General features: G+C 61.2%; 18 protein-coding genes, 1 tRNA gene and 1 pseudogene. 7 read left to right on the top strand and 13 right to left on the bottom strand.

The features are described 5' to 3' along the window. Positions 1 to 22: 22 nt before the first annotated feature. The 3 genes from HPQ64_RS10385 to map all read right to left on the bottom strand — a co-directional run bounded on the left by HPQ64_RS10385 (position 23) and on the right by map (position 4088). Complete coding sequence (locus HPQ64_RS10385; protein WP_172888263.1) at positions 23 to 2347, bottom strand: bifunctional diguanylate cyclase/phosphodiesterase; 2325 nt, start codon at positions 2345 to 2347, stop codon at positions 23 to 25. 168 nt (positions 2348 to 2515) lie between these two features. Next, on the bottom strand, positions 2516 to 3226 hold the full coding sequence (gene radC, locus HPQ64_RS10380; protein WP_172888262.1) for a RadC family protein: 711 nt from the start codon (positions 3224 to 3226) through the stop codon (positions 2516 to 2518). 40 nt (positions 3227 to 3266) lie between these two features. Then, positions 3267 to 4088 (bottom strand): type I methionyl aminopeptidase, encoded by an 822-nt coding sequence (gene map / locus HPQ64_RS10375; protein WP_172888261.1) that lies wholly within the window; start codon positions 4086 to 4088, stop codon positions 3267 to 3269. A 251-nt stretch (positions 4089 to 4339) separates the two neighbouring features. Between map and HPQ64_RS10370 the strand changes: the two genes are divergently transcribed. Further along, a tRNA-Leu gene (locus HPQ64_RS10370) sits at positions 4340 to 4425 on the top strand. A 590-nt stretch (positions 4426 to 5015) separates the two neighbouring features. Continuing rightward, positions 5016 to 5324 carry a hypothetical protein gene (locus HPQ64_RS10365; protein ID WP_172888260.1) on the top strand — a complete coding sequence of 103 codons (309 nt, stop codon included), beginning with the start codon at positions 5016 to 5018 and terminating at the stop codon, positions 5322 to 5324. A gap of 16 nt (positions 5325 to 5340) precedes the next feature. Here HPQ64_RS10365 and HPQ64_RS10360 read toward each other — a convergent pair whose 3' ends face one another. The 6 genes and pseudogenes from HPQ64_RS10360 to HPQ64_RS10335 all read right to left on the bottom strand — a co-directional run bounded on the left by HPQ64_RS10360 (position 5341) and on the right by HPQ64_RS10335 (position 9280). Beyond that, on the bottom strand, positions 5341 to 6060 hold the full coding sequence (locus tag HPQ64_RS10360) for an LrgB family protein (RefSeq protein WP_172888259.1): 720 nt from the start codon (positions 6058 to 6060) through the stop codon (positions 5341 to 5343). After that, entirely contained in the window at positions 6057 to 6431 is a 375-nt protein-coding gene (locus tag HPQ64_RS10355) for a CidA/LrgA family protein (protein WP_172888258.1), read from the bottom strand. The genes HPQ64_RS10360 and HPQ64_RS10355 overlap by 4 nt, the downstream gene beginning before the upstream one ends. A gap of 162 nt (positions 6432 to 6593) precedes the next feature. Then, positions 6594 to 6959: a L,D-transpeptidase gene (locus tag HPQ64_RS20620; RefSeq protein ID WP_172888257.1), complete on the bottom strand. Its 366-nt coding sequence runs from the start codon at positions 6957 to 6959 to the stop codon at positions 6594 to 6596. Between the two features lie 53 nt (positions 6960 to 7012). Continuing rightward, a pseudogene (locus HPQ64_RS10345) lies at positions 7013 to 7356 on the bottom strand (L,D-transpeptidase); the annotation flags it as partial. A gap of 236 nt (positions 7357 to 7592) precedes the next feature. Beyond that, a complete protein-coding gene (locus tag HPQ64_RS10340; RefSeq protein ID WP_172888256.1) occupies positions 7593 to 8696 on the bottom strand; it encodes a branched-chain amino acid ABC transporter substrate-binding protein in 1104 nt (367 codons plus the stop codon). Positions 8697 to 8905: 209 nt separating this feature from the next. Further along, complete coding sequence (locus HPQ64_RS10335) at positions 8906 to 9280, bottom strand: SPW repeat domain-containing protein (protein WP_172888255.1); 375 nt, start codon at positions 9278 to 9280, stop codon at positions 8906 to 8908. A 280-nt stretch (positions 9281 to 9560) separates the two neighbouring features. On the opposite strand from HPQ64_RS10335, the gene HPQ64_RS10330 reads away from it, so the two are divergent. Next, a complete protein-coding gene (locus HPQ64_RS10330) occupies positions 9561 to 10538 on the top strand; it encodes an AraC family transcriptional regulator (protein ID WP_172888254.1) in 978 nt (325 codons plus the stop codon). A gap of 29 nt (positions 10539 to 10567) precedes the next feature. On the opposite strand, the gene HPQ64_RS10325 is transcribed toward HPQ64_RS10330, so the two are convergent. Further along, a complete protein-coding gene (locus HPQ64_RS10325; RefSeq protein ID WP_172888253.1) occupies positions 10568 to 10852 on the bottom strand; it encodes a hypothetical protein in 285 nt (94 codons plus the stop codon). Between the two features lie 330 nt (positions 10853 to 11182). Beyond that, positions 11183 to 11764: a hypothetical protein gene (locus HPQ64_RS10320; protein ID WP_172888252.1), complete on the bottom strand. Its 582-nt coding sequence runs from the start codon at positions 11762 to 11764 to the stop codon at positions 11183 to 11185. Between the two features lie 199 nt (positions 11765 to 11963). On the opposite strand from HPQ64_RS10320, the gene HPQ64_RS10315 reads away from it, so the two are divergent. Then, a complete protein-coding gene (locus tag HPQ64_RS10315) occupies positions 11964 to 12467 on the top strand; it encodes an MreC domain-containing protein (protein ID WP_172888251.1) in 504 nt (167 codons plus the stop codon). A gap of 425 nt (positions 12468 to 12892) precedes the next feature. On the opposite strand, the gene HPQ64_RS10310 is transcribed toward HPQ64_RS10315, so the two are convergent. Further along, positions 12893 to 13471: an OsmC family protein gene (locus HPQ64_RS10310; protein WP_210260148.1), complete on the bottom strand. Its 579-nt coding sequence runs from the start codon at positions 13469 to 13471 to the stop codon at positions 12893 to 12895. 150 nt (positions 13472 to 13621) lie between these two features. On the opposite strand from HPQ64_RS10310, the gene HPQ64_RS10305 reads away from it, so the two are divergent. The 3 genes from HPQ64_RS10305 (at position 13622) to HPQ64_RS10295 (ending at position 16463) form a co-directional block, all read left to right on the top strand. Then, entirely contained in the window at positions 13622 to 14665 is a 1044-nt protein-coding gene (locus tag HPQ64_RS10305; RefSeq protein WP_172888250.1) for a GlxA family transcriptional regulator, read from the top strand. 209 nt (positions 14666 to 14874) lie between these two features. After that, positions 14875 to 15408, top strand: coding sequence for a flavin reductase family protein (locus HPQ64_RS10300; RefSeq protein WP_246270400.1), 534 nt, complete (start codon positions 14875 to 14877; stop codon positions 15406 to 15408). Positions 15409 to 15449: 41 nt separating this feature from the next. Continuing rightward, positions 15450 to 16463, top strand: coding sequence for a P1 family peptidase (locus HPQ64_RS10295; RefSeq protein WP_172888249.1), 1014 nt, complete (start codon positions 15450 to 15452; stop codon positions 16461 to 16463). Positions 16464 to 16565: 102 nt separating this feature from the next. On the opposite strand, the gene HPQ64_RS10290 is transcribed toward HPQ64_RS10295, so the two are convergent. Then, entirely contained in the window at positions 16566 to 20051 is a 3486-nt protein-coding gene (locus tag HPQ64_RS10290) for an indolepyruvate ferredoxin oxidoreductase family protein (RefSeq protein WP_172888248.1), read from the bottom strand. Between the last annotated feature and the right edge of the window lie 119 nt (positions 20052 to 20170).

The raw sequence follows: 20170 nt of genomic DNA, 5'->3' as shown, positions 1-20170 counted from the left end.
CGATGCTGCGAAATGGCCGCATTTACCCCTTCACGGAAAGGCGTGGAAGCTCGTCTCCCGCCTGCAGTAGCGCTCCGAGTTCGCCTGCCAGCATCGGCTTGCCGAAGTAGTATCCTTGCAGGAATTCGCAGCCGATATCCTTGAGGAAATCGTGCTGCTCGGTCGCTTCGATGCCTTCCGCCGTCACCGCCATTCCAAGCGCATCCGCAAGGTTCACGAGCGCTTCCACGATCGCTGCCGATTCTGCCTCGTGCTCCAGGTTCATGACGAACGACCGGTCGATCTTGAACTTGTCGAACTCAAACTGCCTGAGATAACTCAGGCTCGAATAGCCGGTTCCGAAATCGTCAAGCGCGATGCGCACGCCGAGATCGTGCAGTTCATCGAGTTTCGACTTCACGGCGTCGGTATGATCCATCACCGCCGCTTCCGTGATCTCCAGTTCCAGCCTGTCCGCGGGAAAGTCTAGTTCCTCAAGCAGGCGGCCCACGCAGGGCACGAATTCCGGATGGCGGATCTGGCTCGGCGAAACGTTGACGGCAATCGTCAGTTCCGGCCAGGAGAGCGCGTCCTCAAGCGCCCTTCGCAAGACCCACGCGCCGATGGACCACATCAGATCCGTTCCTTCGGCGATCGGCAGGAAAGCAGCGGGCGGTATCTCTCCGCGTTTCGGGTGTTGCCAGCGGATGAGGGCCTCCGCCCCCACGATCAGCGATCCGTCGCCGGTAACGATCGGCTGGTAGCGGAGGAAGAACTCGTTGCGTTCCAGCGCCCGGCGCATCTCCTTTTCGATCTGCCGGCGCTCCTTCAGCGTCTCGTCCATCTGCGGCTCGAAGAGCACGCACCTGCCCCGCCCGCGATCCTTCGCCTGGTAGAGCGCGATATCCGCCCGGCGCAGGAGCTGGGTGAGGTCCGTTCCATGATCGGGGAAGAAAGTGACACCCATGCTCACCGTCGTCGGCAGCGCCATGTTGTCGACGGTAAGATCCTTGGTGATCCGCTTGTTGAGGCTGGTACAGGCGTTCAAAAGCGCCGCCCGGCTGTCCATACCGGTCAAAAGGATCAGGAATTCGTCGCCGCTGATACGCGCCACCACGTCGGTTCCCGGCACTTGGCCGCGCAGGCGCTGTGCCACTTCGCGGATCAGCCCGTCGCCGACCGGATGGCCCAGCGTATCGTTGACGTCCTTGAAGTGGTCGATATCGAGGTATATCAGCGCGGCAGGCTTGCCCGCTTCAGCGGCGTCCTCCAGTTTCTTTCGCGCAAGCTCGTCGAAGAAGACCCGGTTCGGAAGCCCGCTCAGCGCATCGTGAAGCGCGGACTGGCGGGCCCGCGCCTCGCTGTAGGTCAGATCGTCCGTGGTGCGCATCGCCCGTTTCAGGATCAGGCCCGTCACCGCGAGCACGATCAGCACGGCCAGCACGAAGGCGGGTGCGAGATCGACGAGCAGCCCCAGCGCCCCGCCCGCCGGCGCCCAGGTCAGATAGCCGATCACGGCTCCGTTCGGGCCGGCAAGTTCCAGCTGTTCCGGCCTTTCCGGCTTCATCGGGCTGAAGGTCACGTCGCGAAGCTGCGCATAGCCGGCGATCTCGGCAAGAAGCGCATTGTCCGCATGGCGGATGGAGACGATCACGCTCGGGTCGTCGTTGCGCACCTCCACCTGGTCGAGCGCCGGAACGATGGCGAAGACGGCGGCGATCGACGGCGCGCCGTCCAGGGATATCAGCCTGCTTTGCGCCACATCTGCGGGCCGGCCGTCATAAGCGAAGCCGTAATTCTGCCGGGAGACGAGGTTGGCCCTGTAGGCCGCCTGGATTTCAGCGACCGCGTCATCGAGCTGGCCGGCGAGTTTGGTCGTATAGATCGATGGCAGCCACACGAAGCCGTCGACATAGGCGAATAGCGGGCGGCGGCGGCGGTTCAGCACCACGACGATGTCATGCTTGTAGATTTCACCGATCGGGCGGGCAAGGCGCGCATGCGCCCATTCGGAGGAATAGGATGTGTCTATATTGCGATATGTGGCGCTTGAGACGGCAAAGCGCTCCAGTTCCTTGACGATCTGGGATTGCTGCTGCGCCATGGCGCGCGCCACCAACGCCGTCTCGCGCTTCAGATTCTCGTGTTCGGAATGGACCACCGCCCAAATGACGATGCCGATGGCGCCGGCAAGCGCGACGATCACCACGGAAAACAGGAACGCGAAATACCAGAAGGCCTGGCGGCGGCGGAAGCGCACGCTCGCCTGGAGAACGGTCGTCAGTTCGTCGTCCCTGCCGGCCCGGGTTTCGGCCGGGCTGAATGTCGCCGATCCCATCTCGTGCTTGAATTCCACACCGCGTCCCATTTATTGCCCTTGCCGCAGAACCTACACCGCATTTCCTCACGTGGCCTTAACGGCAGGGCAAATCTTCGTTATTTTCAACATGTCTTGCGGAACCGGCGTTTTGCCGCTACGCGAATTCGCCAAATACGAGAACAGTAATGCCGCACAATTATCTGGCGAACTTTTAATTTACAATAATTTCAACGAGCGAAAGCTTGCGTGGCCCGAGCGGCCAACCACCACATGGTCGTGCAGGACTATTCCCATCGCCGTTGCGATCTCGCCGATCTGCCGTGTCATGCGGATGTCAGCCTCCGAAGGAGCGGGGTCGCCGGACGGATGATTGTGGACCAGCACCAGCGCGCTGGCGGAAAGCTCCAGCGCCCGCTTGACCACTTCGCGCGGGTAGACGGGCGTATGGTCGACCGTGCCGCGCTGCTGCACTTCATCGGCGATCAGCGCGTTCTTCTTGTCCAGGAAGAGCACGCGAAACTCCTCGCGGTCGGAAAAGGCCATTGCCGTGCGGATATAGTCGAGCACCGCGTTCCACGAGGAAAGGGTCTCGCGCGTGCTGATTTCGCTTTTCAGAAAGCGCTGTGCCAGCGCATGGGCAAGCTTCAGCTCGTCGACGACGCGCTCTCCCACGCCCTTCACTTCCAGAAGTCGCCTGCGCGGCGCGGCGATCACTTCGGCGAAAGAGCCGAAGCGGGCGATCAGCGCCTTGGCGATGGGTTTCGTGTCCGCCCGCTTGATGGCCGAAAACAGAAGCAGTTCCAGCAGTTCGTAGTCCTGCAGCGTTTCATGGCCGTTATCGCGAAAGCGCTGGCGCAGCCTTTCGCGGTGGCCCAGATAGTGAGGTTCGGATGATGCGTCCGGCGAGCCGGTTTCTCGCTTTCCCAATCTCGCGCCCTTTGTCCCCTGCCTGGAGGGATTTTTCCGCTTAAAAGCCCGGTTTGTCCATACCTGTGGGCGAATAGGTGAAGACTTCGCAACCGTCGGGCGTGATGCCGACGGTATGCTCGAACTGTGCGGAGAGCGAGCGGTCGCGGGTCACCGCCGTCCAGCCGTCGGAAAGCACCTTCACGTGCGGACGGCCCAGGTTCACCATCGGCTCGATGGTGAAGATCATCCCCGGCTTCAGCTCCACGCCGTCGCCCGGCCTGCCGTAGTGCAGGATGTTCGGCGTGTCGTGAAACAGCCTGCCGACGCCGTGGCCGCAGAAATCCCGCACCACCGAGCAGCGTTCGGCTTCGACGAACTCCTGGATCGCGGCACCGATATCCCCTGTCGTGTTACCGGGCCTTGCCGCCGCGATCCCGCGCATCAGCGATTCGTGCGTGACGTCGATCAGCCGCTCGGCCGCCCGCTTGATGCGGCCCACGGGGTACATGCGGCTTGAATCGCCGTGCCAGCCGTCGACGATAAGGGTCACGTCGATATTGATGATATCGCCTTCGCGCATCGGCTTGTCGTTTGGAATGCCGTGGCACACGACGTGGTTGAGCGACGTGCAGCTGGATTTCGTATAGCCGCGGTAGTTCAGCGTCGCCGGAAGCGCGCCATGGCTCATGGCGAAATCATAGACGTAATCGTCGATTTCCTGTGTCGTCGCACCCGGCTTCACAAGGCTCGCCAGTTCGTCGAGGCAGGTTGCCGTCAGCTGTCCGGCCTTGTGCATCGCCTTGAAGTCCTCAAGGTCGTAAAGGCGGATCTGGCCGGTGTTTTTCAGCGGCAGTGTCGCCGCATCCGCATAGGTTACCATCACGTCTTCATGTCCAGCTGTGCGTCTTCATGTCCGCTTTCTCGGTCGGCAGGCTTGCGCGCGCACCCGGCCCCAGCCGATACCGCCGCAAAACCGATCCAAGACATATAGACAAATATTGCCCGAAGTTCAGCGCCGGATCGCAAATTTCTGCCTGCGCACGCCCGCGGAACCACTGAACGCCCGCGCACGGGCTCTTGACGCGAGGCCTTTCGCATCTGAAAAAAGCGCGGGCCGGTCAGGCGCCGCACGCGGACGTGGTGGAATTGGTATACACAGCAGACTTAAAATCTGCCGCCGATAAGGCATACGGGTTCAAGTCCCGTCGTCCGCACCAGCCTCCCCAACCTCTCCGCCGATCGATCGGCGCACTTCGTGCCTTAAGCCGGGCCCTCTCCTTCGTCATCGCCGGGCCCAGACCCGGCGACCCATCAGACCTTGGCAAAGCACGCAGATGCCGCATGGGTGCGCGGGTCAAGCCCGCTGCTGTCCGGTTGAGAATTCTGTACTGATTCTTCGTACTGCACTCGCCCACTCTACGCCGTCACCCCGGTACCCGGGTCTTTGCCCGGGCATGGACCCGGGACGACACCGGGAATGAGGCATGGACAATGCCACTTCCCAATATCGAGCACTGGGAAATCGGAAAACGAAAAATTCTGGCTCCGCAGAACCATGTCCGGCTCCGGGAACAGCCCCAATTCGATCAGTTACCCGCTCCAATTGCCGATTGCGGGCGATTCTAACCGAATAGCTGTGGAATTTACGAAGCCGTGACGTAGCGGCTGCAATACCTTGGCCTGCATCCTGTAATTGCCAAACGACCGAATCTCTGCGTTAATAGTTAATGTAAAGTAAAAATGCCTTCGGCCGAATTCGTCCGCAGGCCCATGAAGGTAATAGTTCTGCGTACAGGGAGTGCAGACGATGAATAAACCAATTCTAATGCTTGCCCCCGCCTTCGCGGTGGCCGCGTTCGCCGTTTCCCCGGCCATTGCCGACAGCTCCACCTTCCGCATCGAGACGGAACCGCATCGTGGCGCCGTGGTCACTATAGAGGCCGGCGTCAGGGTGTTTCGCGGCATGCCGCCGGTGGAGCGGGTGGTCGTGAACCCGGGCGGGCAGACGCCGCTTGCGCTTGAGCTCAAGCAGACGACGGTGAACGAAAACCGCAGTTCCTACAATTATCACGACCATCGGCACCGCTATATCCGCCGCTACACCTGGGACGACTGAGGCAAGCGCCCACGCCTTAGAACAATAGCCGCCACAGGAGCGGCAGCAGGAGCGACGTCGCCAGCGCGTTGAGGCCCATGGCCAGGCCTGCGAATGCGCCGGCCAGTTCGTTGACCTGCAGCGCGCGTGCGGTGCCGATCCCGTGCGAGGCGGTGCCGAGCGCGAATCCCCTTGCCGCCCAGTCCTTCACGCGGACCAGGTTCAGCACCAGCGGGCCGACCGCTGCCCCCAATATGCCGGTCAGGATCACCAGCACCGCCGTCAGCGAGGGCAATCCGCCAAGCTGTTCCGATATGCCCATGGCAACCGGCGCGGTCACGGATTTAGGCGCGATGGAGACCAGCGTCGCTTCGGATGCACCCAGAAGCCATGCCGTGCCGACGGCGGTGAGGATTGCGGTCAGCGTTCCGGCAATCAGGCTGGCGGCGATGGCAAGCGCGGAAGTCTTCACGCGTTCGATCTGGCGGTAGAGCGGCAGAGCCAGCGCCACTGTCGCCGGTCCCAGCAGGAAATGCACGAACTGCGCGCCTTCGAAATAGGTCTGGTAGGGCGTGCCCGTGCCCGCCAGCATGGCGACAAGCAGGATCACGGCGATCAGCACCGGGTTCGCCAGCGGGTGCATGCCCGCCTTGCGGGACGCCCAGAGCCCCGCCTGATAGGCGATCAGCGTCAGCGTGAGAGACAGAAGCGGGCGCGCGGCGAGGTAGACCCAGATGTCGGCAAGCTGTTCCGTCATCGCGCTTCGCCCCCATCGCTCTCTTCTCCGCCGGGCTCACTGCGCTGCAGCGCGTTCATGACAAGCGCGGTCACGGCAACGGTCGCCGCGGTGCTGACGACAAGCGCCACCGTGATCGGCAGGGCTTCGCGGCCGATCAGGGCGACATGCAGCATCACGCCGACGCCGGCGGGAACGAAAAGAAGCGCGAGATTGGAAAGCAGCGCACCGCCGACGTCCGCCAGCGGCTCCGGAATGTCGCCGCGCACGATCAGCCCGCCAAGCAGCAGCACCATTCCGACAACGGGGCCCGGCACCGGCAGCCCGCTCACCGCGACCAGAAGTTCGCCTGCAAGCTGGCAGGAGAAGATAAGCGTCAGCGCACCCAGCATGCGCCTCCTCCTTTAGTCCGCCTCTCGGAAACCTGAATCTTTTCCTTAACGTAAAGATGCCTGAGCAAGTGACTCCAACGCAAAGAAAAACGGCCGCCCATGAGAGCGGCCGTCAAAGTCGAATACACGTGGAGCATATACTGTTCTTGCTTTTGCCTCCGGTCAATTGACGGCGATCACCGGCGTGCGCACCTTCACTCTCCCGAAAAGATCGGAGATATCCTCATTGGGCATCCTGATGCAGCCGTAGGACACCGCCCGGCTGATGGATCGCGGGCGGTTGGTGCCGTGGATGGCGTACTGCCCGCCGGCTAGGTGATGGACCCATAAATAAGGTTGAAATGGTATGCGCGGATTTGTTCGGATACGAGGCGCAAGCCTGCAGGAAACCGTCCGGTTTTCAAAGGGTTGCAACGACGTTGCCGAGCAAATCCGCCATATCCTAAAAGGCCGCGTAAACGGCTTCGACCTGCCACGTCGAATCGCTTGGCCGGGTGGCAGACCCGCCCGGCGCGCTTCTCCTTGCATTTCGTTGCCGTTTTAAGCGCCATTCCAGCCTTATTTATGGGCCCATCACCCAGCGTCATCGCCGCCACCCCATCGGGTTGTTCGGCGCCCCTCCTCCGATCACGTCCGGCAGATGCGGTGGGTCACGCTTCACCTCGGCAGGCGGTGTCCAGGCCGGCTTCACGTATTTGGCGGTGATATAGGTCCTGCCCGTCCACACCTTGCCGCGCTTGCCCACGGCGACGCGATAGGCAAGCGCCTTTCCGCCCCTTTGCACGAGATAGAGCCTGCGTTCGGAATTCTTCACGAGGATCGTGCCTGGCTTCACGTTGCCCGCGTGAAACGGCACCTCCACGGGCGCAGCCAGCGCCTTGCCGCCCCAAAGGGTGATAAAGATAGCGGCATAGACCGCCACCATGACCCAGATCAGCTTTTGAATACTCACGAACATGCCCCTGCCACCGGACCTTGATTAACAGGGAGTTTACGCAATCGAAGAACCTTTGAAAATCAAAGGCCTGCGGCGATCTTTCATTAGGGTTATCGTGCGGGATTTGAAAGAAAATCGAAAAAAAACGAATCAATCCGCATTTCGCACAATGAATCATGCGGAAAATACAATCGTAAAATCTGCCAATACTCTGAAATCACGCGCTATTCCGGCACGGCCCGCCCGTCCGTCCAGCGGTAGACGGCGTAACCGTCGCGGGTGGCATCGCCCTTGCCGTCGAAGGTGAACGGACCGACGACGGTATCGAATTCCATCTCGTTCATCGCCTCGACGATGGCCTCAAACTCCGTCGAACCGGCTTTTTTCGCCGCCTGGGCGATCGTCTCCAGCGCGGCGTAGGTGTGAAGCGTATAGCCTTCCGCCGATTTGCCCGCCTGTTGCAGTTGCGCGACGACGGGAACGGCGGCCGCATTGCGGATCGGGTCGGCGGGCAGCACGATCAGCGTGCCTTCCGCCGCATCGCCCGCGATCAGGCCGAATTCCGCCGCCATCAGCGCATCGCCCCCCATGACCACGGCGTCCTCCAGCCCGCGCTCGCTCATCTGGCGGCGGATAACGGCGGCCTCGGCGTGGTATCCGCCGATGAAGACGACCTCGACCCCCTCCTGGTTCAGCCGAGAGACGAGAACGCTGTAGTCGTTGCGGCCCGGCTCGTAGCTTTCGTAAAGCTCTTCCGTCTTGCCGGCGGCCTTCATCGCCGCGCGCGTGGCGTCCGCCAGCCCCCTGCCATAGACCGAGCCGTCGTGGATGATGGCGATGCGCTTGTCGGCGAATTCGCGCGCCAGGAAATCGCCGGCGGCTTTGCCCTGCCCGTCGTCGCGCCGGGCGATGCGGAAGATGCCGGGTCCGGGCCGTTCGTCGGTGTAGGCGTTATTGGTGGTCGCCGGCGAGATCTGGATGATCTGCCGGTCCGCATAGACCTTCGAGCCGGCGATCGAGGCATTGAAGCAGACATGCCCAACGACGAAGCCCGCCCCCATGCCGACGAACTGGTTGGCAACCGCGAGCGCTTGCTCATCCGTGCATTTGTCGTCCTCGATGCGCAGGACGATTGTTTCGCCGTTGATGCCGCCGGATGCGTTGATATCGGCGGCTGCCTCTTCTGCGCCAATGCGCATCTGCTCGCCGAAGGCCGCGAATTGTCCGCTCATCGGCCCTGCGACGCCGATGATGATTTCCGCCCGGGCAGGCCCTGCAAGGATCAGCACAAGCAATCCCGCCAATCGCGCCAGGCTACGCACACTCATGATCAAGGTCTCCGGTCGGCTTGTGACTTACAGGCATTATCCGCGCATTTGGCCTGTTAGACCATCCGCGCGCGCCCGTCGACCGGTCAATCGGGATTAGGCGGCACAAAAAAGCCGGCCCCGGAGGTCTTTCCGGAACCGGCTTGCCAAAATGGCTTCTCGTTCACGCGATGACAGGCGGTGTCATCGCGCCTGTTGGCGTCTGCCTCTTAGCGGGCCATCGCCATGGCGTCCTCGGCCGGCTTGTGCAGGCCGACGACGATGCACACCGCGATGCCGTTCGCCCAGTAGTACCAGGCGTCGAGGCCGGTGAAGCCGAGCACGAAGGGCGCGGCGAGGAAGGTCACGCCGACCAGGCCGTCGACCAACAGATGGAACGAATAGGGCAGAACCCGGATCAGGCCAGTTTCATGGTCCGTCAGCACGGTGAGAATGAAGGCCGCGACGCCGGTGATCACGGCAAGCCACATGGCGAGCGGGTTGGAAGTGCCAAGGCCGAGGATGAACGGCATGGCGACCAGGCTGACGGCGACCGGGTAGTCGAGCCAGGAGTGAATCTTCTGGGTAACGAAACGAAGAGCCATTGAACGGTTTCCTTCTTGTGGAGCGCGGGTTGTGCAGCGCAAGCTTTTTTCGGCATACCGGGATCGGGAGGGGCTGGCCGAATGGGCGCATCTTTGCGTTCGCGCGTTCGTTTGGTCCATGCGCGAAAAACCGGCTTTCTTGATCGATCGTCCGGGCCTGTTCTCTGTTTTGTGAACAGGGCGTTACTGCCGGGCGTATAGTGTCACGCCGCGCGATGCCTCAAACTGCAGGCTGAAGCCGTTCCGGTATCCGCCGTTCCGGTATCCGAAGGAGGTCGCGATGGCCGATGATGCGCTGAGCCAGATCCTGAAGGCGCTCCGCCTGCGTGGCTCGGTCTATTTCCACACGAACTTGAGCGCGCCCTGGGGCATCAAGGTGCCTTCGCATGGCAATGTCGCGCGCTTTCACATGGCTATTCGCGGCAGCTGCTGGCTGCGCGTCGACGGTGTGGAAAATCCCATCCGCCTGTCTCCGGGCGATATCACCGTCATTCCCCACGGCGCGGCGCACATCCTGAGCGACCGTCGTGATGGCGAGGCGACCGCGCTTGACGAGGTTCTTTACCAGACGGGCTACACCGGATCGGGCGAGCTTGCCTTCGGCGGGGATGCGGACGGGGACGAGGAAGCCTGCAAGCTTCTTTGCGGCCATTTCGAATTCGACGACAGCGTGCGCCATCCCCTGCTCGGTTCGCTGCCGAGCTACATGCATCTTGCCGACACGCGCACCATCAATGGTTACTGGCTGGAAGCGGTCATGCGCTTCGTCTCTTCCGAAATCGTGGAGGAAAAGCCGGGGGCGGACGCGATCGTCGACCGGCTGACGGAGATCGTCTTCATCCAGGTGCTGCGCTCGTATGTCGACAACGCGGGCGATTCCGCCGGCTGCCTCGCCGGCATTCTGGATCCCAAGCTCGGCCGCTGCCTGTCGCGGATCCACCGCGATCCCTCGCACCACTGGACGGTGGAGACGATGGCCCAGGAGGCCGGCATGTCGCGCACCGTCTTTGCCGAGCGTTTTACCGGGCTGATGGGCATGACGCCCCTCAACTACGTCACCTACTGGCGCATGCACCTGGCGCGGCGCGACATTGTCGACACGCAAAACCCGCTGATCGAGATCGCCGAGCAGGTGGGTTACTCTTCCGAAGCTTCGTTCAACCGCGCCTTCAAGCGCCAGTTCAACGTCACACCCGGCGAAATGCGCCGCTCCGCCCACCGCCCCTTGCAGCAGGTGACATCAAGCGCTGCGGGTTGAGCGGCGGTCGGGCTTGCGGATCACACGGACTATTCCTTGGATTTTTGGTCAGGTGTTAGCGATTGCTGCAACTTCAGGCTTCTCCGCACCGAGGCGCTGATTTCGGCCAACATCCCCAACACAGCCGCATAAAGGATCGCAAGGAGTCCTTTGTCTATTAGTTCGCCTGGAGTGGACGCAGGTGTATAGCGCCTCAAAAGCGCGTCCCAGGACTCAGGCGGTTGCGACCCGATATAAAACCCCAGAAGTAAATTGAGCGCGGCGTATACCAATGCCAAAACGGCTATAATCCGCGATAAAATCGTGAAGAACATCCCCGCCTCCCTTCAATCAAATCCCCCGAAAGACTGTCCCTGTTTTGCGTAACTGATTCACATCCTTGCCACACCGGCAACTTTACGAATTACGGATACTCTTGGCATTTCCTTGTCTTTGCGCGGGAGAGTTTTGGTTGGCGAAACGCAAAGCACGGAACGGCCGTCCTTCACTCATGGTGCTCTCACCGGCCGCTGCTGTGGAAGCGAGGATTGGCGCGTCCGCGCTAAACGACGCCACCGACCGGCGTAAGGCGCGCCGGAAGCGTCCACCCGCCGGGGCCTTTGGCTGCCGTGTTTACCTAACGAATGCGATGTGGAGCGAAGGTATCAATCATCAATGAATTCGATAAGTTCCATGCCGTGGCCACCTTGGGTCGTCGTATCGATCACCTCGATCTTCGCGGCCTCAAGCATTAACCGCCAGATCTCGTTCATGTCGTCATAACACTCGACAACATTATCCAAAGTGACCATCTCCTCCCAACCGCCAGCAAGGCGTTGCCTAGCGCAAAGCTCGTCGTATGTGCCAATGACGATCTCTTCTTCCTCAATGTGCTCTGGTTTGCCGTGTGCAAGGGTATCACGGAGTTTCTTCAGCTTTCCAATCGACGAGAATGGCCGACATTCATAGTCTGCCTGTATACCGAGCTCCTCGAAGACGAGTTTCACCTTCTGCCAATATGAAGCGCGCTCCCGCCAACGATCACCAAGCACCCGATCGCCTACGAAATTAACGCAGGCCTCTAATGCGAACGCAGTCATCGTGAGCGCCGCAGTCATCTCAAGAAAGATGCCTTCGCGGTCGTTGTTGCCCATTCGCTCGACGATACGCTTCTTGAAATGAAATGCCGTGTTCTTAAGATCGTTGTGAATATAGATGGCCCGCGAGCTCGTCAGCTTCACACGCATGCGCTTATTCTGCATTATATGCATCCCTGATTGAGTTGCTCCGTTCAAAACCCAAGTCTCAAGCGCTCCAAGATCTCTGTGAAACGGCTTTTGCTCAGACGTGAGACTGCTAAGGGCACTTAAGTCATATTGCTATTATTCTTGAATGATTCGGCCGGTTATCCTTAAAGTCGACCGGCGACATTTCGAAGGATTGCCCATGTTCGATTATGACTCCATTGCCGGATTTGCTACGTCTATCAAAGCTGTGGCGGAACTCGCTAAACTTGCTGCGGACGCTCGGGATGAGGCAAAAATCAAGGAGGCCATTCGCGAACTTCAAAGCGCAATTGTGGACGCTCAGAGCAAAGCTATAGATGCCCAAAGCACAATGTTCCAATTGCAGTCTGAGAACGAAAAGCTAAAGAAACTCCTTGCAAATCTCGAAAGTCGAGAAGAAGAGTTGGACCGCTACGAACTGCACAACTTCGGCGATGGAACGCTCGCATATCGTCTCAAGGACGAATTTCGCGAGGAGGCACCAGAGCATTTTCTTTGCCCTGGATGTTACGACAAGCGGATCAAATCTACACTGCGATTTGACTTCATGACAAATCGCAAACAGCGAAAATACACATGTACCAATTGCAAAACCAAATACTGCCTTGGAACGCCGACAGCGCAGCAACGTGTCGTTCGTCGAAGTGAATTTCTCACCAGGTAATGATATAGCCCGCAATAGATTGCGGCTCCTCGATACCGCAAGGCGCGACGCATCTTCTTACGCTGAACGCTCTCCGTTGCACACTCACCTGCGAGAACCGTTCGCAAGCGTTCTTGATATTTACGCTCGACCGGCCTCACGCCCGCCGCTATCGGCGCATATTCCGCCCCCTATCGCAGAAAAGTCACGCTGAATTGGCCGAATTGCGCTTCACGCCATGGATCGTAGGATGAAACGCAATATTTTTGGGCCTCATCAGGGCGCGCTTGCGATCTAAACGGCTCGTTAATCCAATATGCGCGGTTCCGCGATGTCGTTTAACCGAACCGCATTACCAAACACCAAAAAAAGCCGGCTCCGGATGGAGCACCCATCCGGGAACCGGCGTTTGTCGCAGGCGAAGCCGCCTTGCGATGTTATTGCATTCAGGCGCGGCTCAGCTTCACCGGAACCGGGCGGCACACGGTGTTGCAGACCGGCGAATGGGCTTCGGCGTAGCGCATAAGGTCTTCCAGCTCCTCTTCCGAGCATGCGGCGTCCACATGCATCCTGATGCGGATTTCCTCGTAGCCCGGCGACACGCTGTCGTCGAGGCCGAGCAGACCGCGCAGGTCCATGTCGCCCTCAAGCTCGGTTGAAAGCGAGTGGATTTCGATCCCGCGCGCCATGGCGTGCAGCACGAAGGTCGTCGTCACGCAGCCTGCCAACGCATGCAGCAGATACTCCACCGGGTTGGCGCCCTCGTTGTTACCGAGCAGCACCGGGGGCTCGCCGTTGGTGAATTCGAAGGCGGTTTCGCGCGAGTCGTCTTCACGGCCCGCGCCGTAGAAATCGCGGATCGTGGAGCGGTTCTCGCCGCCGCCCACCCAGGTGTTCTTCGCCCGGAACTGGAAGCGGGCAAGGCTTTCGTCCGCCTTGATCGCCCCAATCGTCTGCGAAGCCGCCATGACGTCGAGGCCGTTCAGCGTCGTCTTCATTTCACCGGCCATCGGTTGCACAGTCATATCGATACTCCTTTTCACTCATACATTTACATCACGCCGCGGAGCGCATTGCCTTGCCGCGACGCCTATATGGATAAGTCTCGACAAGACGTAACGGCAGTTCGATAATCGTCGGAAACGATCCATTCGTGCCACGAAAGCGGATGCGCCATGGCGCAAAAGCAGGACGGTGACATTGAAACGCTGATCCTCGCCCTGCCGGAAACGGCGGGATCGGCGCTTTACGGCATGATTGACGTTCTGGCGGCGGCGGGCCGCCTGTGGCAGGAAATGGTCGGGACGGAGATGAGCGGAAAAAGCTTTCGCACGCGCATCGTCTCACTTCGCAAGAACACGTTTCGCTGCGGCAACGGCATTCCCGTCCATCCGGACGTCATCGTCCGCGACGATCCGCCCTGCGACATCCTCATCCTGCCGGAACTCTGGCTGGCGATGGATGAGGACCTGTCGGGCCGCTATCCGCAGCTTGTCGACTGGATCCGCGCGAAATACCGCGCCGGCGCGCATCTTTATTCCGCCTGCTCGGGTTCGGTCCTGCTCGCCGCCACGGGGCTTCTCGACGGCCGCGAGGCGACCTCCCACTGGGCCTATGCCGATCTTTTCAGGACGCAGTATCCGAAGGTGCGCTTTCAAGCCGAGCCGAACCTGGTTTTCGCCGATCCGGCGGGGCGGATCGTTACCGCCGGCGGAGCGTCCTCCTGGCACGATCTCGCGCTTCACATCATCGCCCGCCACCTCGACCCGGAAGAAGCGCTGAGGATCGCCAAGGTCTATCTGCTCAAGTGGCACGGCGAAGGGCAGCTTCCCTATGCAAGCCTCGTTCGCTACCGCCCGCACGCGGATTCGGTCGTGCGCAAGGTTCAGGACTGGCTGGCCGAAAACTTCACGGAGCCTTCGGCGGTCACGCAGGCCGTCCTGCACTCGGGGATTCCCGAACGTTCGCTCAAGCGCCGTTTCGGATCGGCGACCGGATCGACCCTGATCGCTTACGTGCAAAACCTTCGCATCGAAGAGGCCAAGCGCGTTCTTGAGCGCGAAGACTGCCCCTGCGAGGATGTCGCAGCGCGCGTGGGTTATGAAAACCCCGCCTTTTTTCGCCGCCTTTTCAAGCGCTCGACAGGCCTCACGCCCGCTCAATACCGGCGCATGTTCCGCCCCCTCTCGCAAGGCCGGCATGCGGAATTGGCCGAATAGCGCATCGCACCATGGATCGCGGGCTGAAGCGCAATATATTGTGCCTCACCGGGGCGCTCGGGATCTGTGCTGTTCGTTAATGCTTGTGCCGCCGTTCGGCGGTTTCGCTTAACCGGAACGTAAGCGTCCTTACGTAAAGATGCATTCCGGCGTGTTTTCGTTTAAGCCGGTCAAAGCGGCAACGGGGCACGAAGACCGAGGGAGAGAGCATGACGGTTATGCGGACACTGCGGCAGGACGGCACCGCCGAAGCGACGGGCAAGCCGCTCGACGCCGCCGCGTTTCGCGAGGCGATGAGCCGGATTGGCGCCGCCGTGCATGTCGTCACGACCGACGGTCCGGGCGGGCGCATCGCGGCAACCGTTTCCGCCGTTTGCCCCGTCACCGATACTCCGCCGACGGTGCTCCTTTGCGTTCACCGCGAAGCCCGGCTCAACGCCGGCATCCGCAAGAACCGGGTTTTATGCCTCAACACCCTGCCCGCCAGCGCGCAAGCGGTGTCGGACGCTTTCGCGGGCCGCAAGGGTTATTCCATGGAAGAGCGTTTCGCCACCGCCTCCTGGCTGACGCTTGCCACCGGCGCTCCGGTCATGGAAGGGGCGCGTGTCGCGCTCGACTGCGAGGTGACGGAGATCCTGGAATCCGGCACACATTCGGTCATTTTCGGCCACGTCGTGGCGACCAGCCTCGGCAGTGCCGAAGGCGCGCTGATTTATCTCGACCGCGATTACCACAAGCTTTGACGCGCCGCCCATTGTAGGCAGGCAGGCTGGCGGAAACGAAGATGACCGATCTCCGCAATCTCATAACGGATGTTCCCGGCCTTCGCGTCGGCAATGCCGGTGACGATGAGCTGAAATCCGGCGTCACGGTCGTCCTGCCGGATGAGGCGGCAGCAGCCTCCGTGGCGATCCACGGCGGCGCTCCGGGTACGCGCGACGTCGCCCTTCTGGAGCCCGAACAGACCGTGCCGGCGGTGGATGCGCTGGTGCTTTCTGGCGGTTCCGCCTTCGGCCTCGACGCAGGCTCGGGCGTTCAGGCGGCATTGGCGGAAATGGGGCGCGGTTTCGCCGTCGGCCCGGTGCGCGTGCCCATCGTCCCGACCGCCATCCTGTTCGACCTGCTGAACGGCGGCGACAAGGACTGGGGGCCGGAGAACCCTTACAAATCCCTGGGCCGGCAGGCGGTCGAAGCCGCTTTATCCGGCGACGGGCAGGACTTCGAAATCGGCACGGCAGGTGCCGGCATCGGCTGCACCACAGCCAATCTCAAGGGCGGGCTTGGCTCCGCTTCGGCCCGCACGAAATCGGGCGCCACCATCGGCGCGCTCGTCGCCGTTAACGCGCTCGGATCAGCGACGGTGGGCGACGAACCGCACTTCTGGGCTGCCCCATTCGAAAAGCTTTCCGAATTCGGCGGCCTCGGGCTTCCCTCGCCCGTTCCCGCTGATGCGTCAGAAATCCGCACCAAGCTCGACGCGATTTCTCCTGGCGCCAACACCACCATCGCGGTGATCGCGACCGATCTTTCACTCTCCAAGGGCGAGTTGAAGCGCCTTGCCGTCATGGCGCATGACGGCTTCGCCCGCGCGCTCTGGCCTTCCCACACGGCACTTGACGGGGATCTGATCTTTGCCATGTCGACCGCAAAGCGGGGACAAGTCGACCCGCTGGCCGAACAGGTCGAAATCGGTGCCCTTGCGGCAGCGACGATGGCGCGGGCGATCGCGCGGGGAGTTTACGCAGCGATAAATCGAGATGGCGACGTCAAGCCGACATGGAGCGCGCGCTTCGGGTAAGACGACGCCGAAGGAATTCTCTTTCGCCCGGAAAGGCATCGAAATAACCTTTTCGGGCATTTGCGGAATTCTCCTCGGCGCCTCCCCTCTTGCTCCGTGCCCCTATTCTGCGGCGTCCATAAAGACGCCCTTCTCGTGCTCCTTGTCGAGCCGGGCGAAGAGATCGGCGCGCTTTGCCGCCGCCTTCTCCATGTTCGCTTCCTTGATTGGGCCGAACCCGCGCACGAGATCCGGTATCCGGGCGATTTCCACCAGAAGCCCGTAATTCGCGGTGCCGATCAGGCCCTCGATCCGCTTCACATCGCCCGTGTAGCTTTCGATAAGCGCGCGTTCGGCCTTGCGTTCCGCCGTTTTTGAGAAGACGTCGAAAGCCGTGCCGCGCAGGCCCTTCAGCTTCGCAAGCATGCGGAAGGCGGTAAATATCCACGGTCCGAAAGCGCGTTTTGCCGGACGGCCCGTCTTCGGATCGAGTGTCCGCGAGACAAGCGGCGGCGCCAGCATGACCTTCAGTTTCTTCGGGTCGGCAAACTGCGCGCGCACCTTCTTCTCGAATTCCGGATCGGCGTAAAGCCGCGCCACCTCATACTCATCCTTATAGGCCATCACCTTGAAAAGGTTGTCGGCAACAGTGCGCGTCAGGCGCATCGTACCCGGGCCAAACTCCTGATCCGACTTGTAAATTCCCTCTACCAGCTCCGCGAAACGCTCTGCATAGGCCGTATCCTGATAGGCCGTCAGTTCGTCTTTCAGGAAGGCGATCCGCTCATCAAGCTCCATCTGCCTCGGGCCTTCGTTGCCGGGCAGCGCCTTGACGATTTTCTCAGGAGAATCGGCCAGAATCCGGCCCGCGCGGAAGGCACGCAGGTTGTTCTTCACCGCCGCTCCATTCAGCATGATCGCGGTTTCCACCGCTTCCAGCGTCAGCGGCAGGCGGCCGGCCTGCCACGCCATGCCGACCAGCAGCATGTTGGCGTAAATGGCGTCCCCCAAAAGCTTTTCGGCGATGCTCGCCGCATCGACGGCAAGATAAAGCGGGCAGGCTTCCTCAAGCGTCTTCTGCATGCGCATCTCGTCGAAGGAGAGCGTCTGCTTCATCACGAATTCCGCTGTCGGCGCGACCCGCGTATTGGCAAAAGCGCCGGTTTTCTTGCGGTCGACCAGGGCAAGCTGCTCGGCGTTGGTGGCAACCACCATGTCGGTCGCAAACAAGACGTCGAGGCTTGCGGTCGGCACGCGCGGGCCTTCGATCGCCTTGTCGGCAGCCGCAAAACGCACGTGCGAGGTTACCGGCCCGCCCTTCTGGGCAAGGCCTGTCATGTCGAGCGTGGAGGCCTGCTTGCCGTCCACATGGGCTGCCATGGCCAAAACGGCCGCCGTCGTCGTCACACCCATGCCGCCAATGCCGGCAATCAGCAGGTTCTGCGTCTGATCAAGCCCGGGAATCTCCACCTCCGGCAGGTCGGCCAGAAGCGCATCGATATCGACGCCCGAGCCCTCGGATTTGCGCAAATCGGCGCCTTCCACCCACACGAAGGAAGGGCAGAACCCCTTCACGCAGGAGAAATCCTTGTTGCAGCTCGACTGGTTGATGCGCCGCTTTTCGCCGAATTCGGTCTTCACCGGCTCAACGGCAATGCAGTTCGACTGGACCGAACAGTCGCCACATGCCTCGCAGACACGGTCGTTGATGAAAAGGCGCAGGTCCGGATCCGGAAATTCCTTGCGCTTGCGGCGGCGGCGCTTTTCGGCCGCACACGTCTGGTCGTAGACAATCACCGAAACGCCCGGATATTCCTGCAAGTCCTTCTGGATACGCATCAATTCATCACGATGGGCAACATCCGTACCGGGCGCCAGATCATGACGGCCGATGTATTTTTCAGGCTCGTCGGAAACAACGAAGAGACGCTCCACGCCTTCTGCTTCAAGCTGGCGGGTGAGCTGCGGCACGGTCAGCGTGCCGTCGATCTTCTGCCCGCCCGTCATCGCGACGGCGTCGTTATAGAGGATCTTGTAGGTGATCGAGACCTTGGACGACAGCGCCTGACGGATCGCCAGAATGGCGGAATGGAAATAGGTGCCGTCGCCAACGTTCACAAACACATGCTTGTCGTTTGAAAAGTCCGACTGGCCGACCCAGAGCACGCCCTCGCCGCCCATGGCAATCTGGCCATCGGTCGTGCGGCCCGGAATCTCGGTCATCGCATGGCAGCCGATGCCCGGCATCGCGCGCGCGCCTTCCGGCACGACAGTCGAGCTCGAATGCGGGCAGCCCGAGCAAAAGTAAGGAACGCGGGCAGCGCGCTCGGCATGGCCCTGCGCCCACATGGACTGTTTCAGCATCCGGTCGGTAACGGAGCGCATGTCGGACGTCACGAAGTCGGAAGGAAGGAAGCGCAGCAGGGCTTGCGCGATTTCCTGTACCGTGAGTTCCAGCACGTCGGAGAGGAACGGCGTGCCCGCAGGCGTCTTCTTGCCCCAGATTTCAGGCCTCGCACGCTCTTCCCAGCCGTAGGCGATGTCCTTTATCTGGCCTTCCATGAAGGCACGCTTGTGCTCCACGACCAAAAGCCGCTCGATACCGCGCGCGAACTTCGAAAGCCCGACGGGTTCCAGCGGCCAGGGCATGGCGACCTTGTAGATCGCAAGGCCGATCTCGCGTGCCTTGCGTTCGTCGATGCCAAGCAGATCCAGTGCCTGGCGAAGGTCGCGATAGGCCTTGCCGGTCGCGACGATGCCGATTCGCGGCTTGATCGCGCCGAAGGCGACATGGTCGAGCTTGTTGGCGAGCACATAGGCCTGTGCCGCGGGAATGCGCACGTCGCGCAAGAGACGCTCGGTCTCCATGCGGTTGCCAAGCAGGAGAACGCGGTTCAGGTCCTCGTCCTTGCGCGGGTCGCGGTCCACGGGACGCACGAAGGCAAGCCGCCCCGGATCGACGGAAATCGTCGCGGAAGCATCCATCGTATCCGCAAGGCAGATCAACCCGCTCCAAAGGCCGGCGAAACGGGACATTTCCAGCCCATGCAACCCGTAGTCCAGTACTTCCTGGATGTCGGAGGGGTTGAAAACCGGCATTTCCACATGCTCGAAGAAATATTCGCTCTGCGCCGGCAGGATGGACGATTTCGCGAGGTGATCGTCACCGGCAAGCGCCAGCACACCGCCATGCGCCGCCGTACCGCTGGCGTTCGCCTGACGCAGAACATCACCCGCCCGGTCCACCCCCGGGGCCTTGCCGTACCAGATGCCGAAAACGCCGTCGAAATCGGAACCCTTGCCGTGCTGCTTCACCTTCTGGCTGCCCCACACGGCGGTCGCGCCAAGCTCTTCGTTCACACCGGGCTTGAAGACGATATCGGCTGGTTTCAGGTGTTTTTTGGCGCGCTCAAGCTCGCTGTCGTAGCCCGCGAGCGGCGATCCGCGGTAACCGGAGATGAAGCCGCCGGTCTTCAGACTGGCTTGCCGGTCGAGCCGGACGCGATCGAGCGGCAGGCGCACAAGCGCCTGAATCCCGGACAGATAAACCCGCCCGGCAACTGCCAGATATTTGTCGTCCAGAGTGATCGGCTTCGTAATGGCGTTCATCGACGGCCTCCTCTTCCGCCGCAACGGGGAACGCGGAATGCGCGTTTTGCGAGCGAGAAAACATCTGACCTTAATCTCGTTCTTTTTGAGGGGGATTTCTGTGCTATCCTGCTACCCTT

This window comes from Hongsoonwoonella zoysiae, assembly GCF_013266695.1.
Classification (GTDB): Bacteria; Pseudomonadota; Alphaproteobacteria; order Rhizobiales; family Stappiaceae; genus Hongsoonwoonella; species Hongsoonwoonella zoysiae.
Note: the sequence above shows the minus strand (reverse complement) of the source record. Positions and strands in the feature narration are given on the sequence as shown.

What these genes read in the sequence shown, in the direction of transcription:
- HPQ64_RS20620 (WP_172888257.1), bottom strand. Translation starts at nt 6,959, where the DNA reads ATGCAAGGAGAAGCGCGCCGGGCGGGTCTGCCACCCGGCCAAGCGATT.
- HPQ64_RS10305 (WP_172888250.1), top strand. Translation starts at nt 13,622, where the DNA reads ATGGCGCAAAAGCAGGACGGTGACATTGAAACGCTGATCCTCGCCCTG.
- HPQ64_RS10290 (WP_172888248.1), bottom strand. Translation starts at nt 20,051, where the DNA reads ATGAACGCCATTACGAAGCCGATCACTCTGGACGACAAATATCTGGCA.
- HPQ64_RS10335 (WP_172888255.1), bottom strand. Translation starts at nt 9,280, where the DNA reads ATGGCTCTTCGTTTCGTTACCCAGAAGATTCACTCCTGGCTCGACTAC.
- map (WP_172888261.1), bottom strand. Translation starts at nt 4,088, where the DNA reads ATGGTAACCTATGCGGATGCGGCGACACTGCCGCTGAAAAACACCGGC.
- HPQ64_RS10330 (WP_172888254.1), top strand. Translation starts at nt 9,561, where the DNA reads ATGGCCGATGATGCGCTGAGCCAGATCCTGAAGGCGCTCCGCCTGCGT.
- HPQ64_RS10300 (WP_246270400.1), top strand. Translation starts at nt 14,875, where the DNA reads ATGACGGTTATGCGGACACTGCGGCAGGACGGCACCGCCGAAGCGACG.
- HPQ64_RS10295 (WP_172888249.1), top strand. Translation starts at nt 15,450, where the DNA reads ATGACCGATCTCCGCAATCTCATAACGGATGTTCCCGGCCTTCGCGTC.
- HPQ64_RS10325 (WP_172888253.1), bottom strand. Translation starts at nt 10,852, where the DNA reads ATGTTCTTCACGATTTTATCGCGGATTATAGCCGTTTTGGCATTGGTA.
- HPQ64_RS10365 (WP_172888260.1), top strand. Translation starts at nt 5,016, where the DNA reads ATGAATAAACCAATTCTAATGCTTGCCCCCGCCTTCGCGGTGGCCGCG.
- HPQ64_RS10340 (WP_172888256.1), bottom strand. Translation starts at nt 8,696, where the DNA reads ATGAGTGTGCGTAGCCTGGCGCGATTGGCGGGATTGCTTGTGCTGATC.
- HPQ64_RS10360 (WP_172888259.1), bottom strand. Translation starts at nt 6,060, where the DNA reads ATGACGGAACAGCTTGCCGACATCTGGGTCTACCTCGCCGCGCGCCCG.
- HPQ64_RS10355 (WP_172888258.1), bottom strand. Translation starts at nt 6,431, where the DNA reads ATGCTGGGTGCGCTGACGCTTATCTTCTCCTGCCAGCTTGCAGGCGAA.
- HPQ64_RS10385 (WP_172888263.1), bottom strand. Translation starts at nt 2,347, where the DNA reads ATGGGACGCGGTGTGGAATTCAAGCACGAGATGGGATCGGCGACATTC.
- HPQ64_RS10310 (WP_210260148.1), bottom strand. Translation starts at nt 13,471, where the DNA reads ATGACTGTGCAACCGATGGCCGGTGAAATGAAGACGACGCTGAACGGC.
- HPQ64_RS10320 (WP_172888252.1), bottom strand. Translation starts at nt 11,764, where the DNA reads ATGCGTGTGAAGCTGACGAGCTCGCGGGCCATCTATATTCACAACGAT.
- HPQ64_RS10315 (WP_172888251.1), top strand. Translation starts at nt 11,964, where the DNA reads ATGTTCGATTATGACTCCATTGCCGGATTTGCTACGTCTATCAAAGCT.